Below are 2,471 nucleotides of genomic sequence, written 5' to 3'. Positions count from 1 at the left end.
GCTTTAATGAGACCGCCGTGAAAGAAAAACGTTATCCAACAATAGCCGAGCTGGATGCTATTTCAACAGACCATCCCATCATGGTAACCCGTACATGCAGCCATATAAGCGTGGTGAATAGCAGGGCGTTAGCGATTGCCCGAATTGATGAGAACTCAGAGAACCCAAATGGGGGGATCATAGAAAAGGATAGGGCTGGGAGGATTACAGGCAAACTCATTGAAACAGCAAATATGATAATGGCCGACAGAGCAAGTTATTCAGAAAGTGAACTGTTGAAAGCCGTGAAAATAGCCTCGGAACATTTCATCGCAGCAGGCATAACAAGCATTCATGAAGCTGGTGCCCATGGTCCTGAAAGTTTCCGTTTAATGCAGCAGGCCATAAAAAATAACGATATTCGTGTCCGTATCTATGCGATGGTCGGTTCATTGAATAATTCTCATGAATTTGTAAATAAAATGGTGGATTCGGGAGTCATGACCGGAACTGGGGACGAAAGATTCAAAATCGGTCCAGCAAAATTGTTTACGGATGGCAGCAGTACCGGTCCGACAATCGCTACCCGTGAGCCTTATTCGAGTGATCCTGGCAATTTTGGCATTCTTTATTATAAAGAAGAGGAAATCTATCAAATATTAGGTCAGGCACATAAAAAAGGTTATCAGATCACAGTCCATGCCCAGGGCGACAAAGCGATAGAGATGTATTTGAATTGTGTGGAAAAGGCCTTGGATGAATCGCCCAGAAAAGATCATAGACATAGAATCGAGCATGCTGGAATATCTTCGCCAGATTTACAAATGAGGATGAAAGAACTTGGAGTCATCCCAATCCCCAACCCCCCATTTCCTTATGAGTTCGGCGATATATATATTGAACACTACGGCAATAGGGTCAACCACATGTACGCCGCCCGTGATTATATTGATAATGGCATCTTGGCCGCAGGAGGTTCCGATGCTCCCGTTACTGATCACGACCCTTTATTAGGCATACACGTTGCTGTTAATAGAACAAGCAGATCTGGTACGAAAATAGGTCCGGTTCAATCTATTAGCGTATTGGAAGCCATAAAACTATACACATGGAATGGCGCGTTTGCGAGTTTCGATGAAGATATCAAAGGCAGCCTGGAGGCAGGAAAGCTGGCCGATTTAGTAGTATTGAATGATAGTATATTGAAGGTGGATTCCCAAAGTATCAAGGATTTGAAAGTTGAGTCAACGATTCTGAATGGGGAGATTCTTTATCATAGGGGAACATTAGTAGAAATATAAATCCGGCATAACCATTCTAAAACAACCATACCTTCAATTTCATTTTTTCTTAAGCGAACGCATGTAGAATTTAAAGGGGGATATTGGCTATGAAAAAGCAAAAATTATCAATTAATGGTGAGAGGCTGAGTCGTACGCTCGAGAAATTCGCTGATTTTGGAAGGACAGAAAATAATGGAGTCACACGGCTTTCCCTTTCAGAAGAAGACCGATTAGTCCGTGATTACTTTTGCGCTTGCTGTAAAGAATTGGGTATGACCATTAAGGTTGATGATATGGGGAATATTTACGCTACATTAGCGGGACTTGAAAACAAACCGCCTATTGTGATGGGATCACATATGGATACCGTAAAGAAGGGCGGGAGGTTTGATGGTATCTTGGGTGTAGCTGCAGGCTTGGAAGTGGTGCGGACTTTGGTGGAAAATAGTATCCAACCTGAAATTCCGATAATGATCGTCAATTTTACAAACGAAGAGGGAGCCAGATTCGAACCTTCCATGATGTCTTCGGGAGTCCTTTCAGGTAAATTCGAAAAATCCATCATGCTGCAAAAGACGGATAGTGACGGAACGACTTTCGAAAGTGCCCTGAATGCCATTGGATATGAAGGGGATAAAGAGAATCGTTTAAAAGAAGCGACTGCATTTCTAGAATTGCATATTGAACAAGGGCCAATTCTTGAACGTGAATCACTAACGATCGGTGTCGTTGAATGTGTCCTTGGCATGGTGTGCTATGAGATAGAAGTTACTGGAGAATCCGATCATGCCGGTACCACCCCGATGAATATGAGAAAAGATGCTTTCTTCACTGCGAATACCTTGATTATGGAGGCTCGTCAGAAGCTAAGCATGCTTGAAGACGATTTGGTTTTTACGATGGGAAGGGTAAATGTGTTTCCTAATATTCATACGGTTATTCCTAATAAAGTGGTTTTTTCGCTAGAAGCGAGACACAAGGATTCCAATGTCATCCAAAAGGTGGAGGAAATCATTGAAAGCCTTACAACTACAGGTTCAGAAGGCGGATGCCACATCCAAGTGAAAAAATTATGGGACAGGGATACCGTTTGGTTCGACAAGTCCACTTGCAATTTGCTAGAGCAATCGAGCAATACATTAGGTCTACCCTATAAGAGAATGGTAAGCGGTGCAGGACATGATGCGCAGTTTATAGCCAGTTATATAC

2 protein-coding genes are annotated in these 2,471 nt (G+C 42.7%); both read left to right on the top strand.

Going from position 1 to position 2,471, the window contains the following annotated elements; all coding sequences use genetic code 11:
- Positions 1-1,280 (top strand): amidohydrolase (locus tag ACFVSH_RS25480; RefSeq protein WP_387708547.1); only part of this gene is annotated, 1,280 nt, incomplete at its 5' end.
- Positions 1,281-1,369: 89 nt separating this feature from the next.
- The coding region (locus tag ACFVSH_RS25475) for a Zn-dependent hydrolase (protein WP_387708545.1) at positions 1,370-2,471 on the top strand (1,102 nt) is incomplete at its 3' end.

It is taken from the genome of Peribacillus sp. NPDC058002, assembly GCF_042886655.1.
Classification (GTDB): Bacteria; Bacillota; Bacilli; order Bacillales; family DSM-1321; genus Peribacillus; species Peribacillus aracenensis.
The sequence above is the reverse complement of the archived record's forward strand: the minus strand, read 5'-3'. Positions and strand labels throughout refer to the sequence as shown.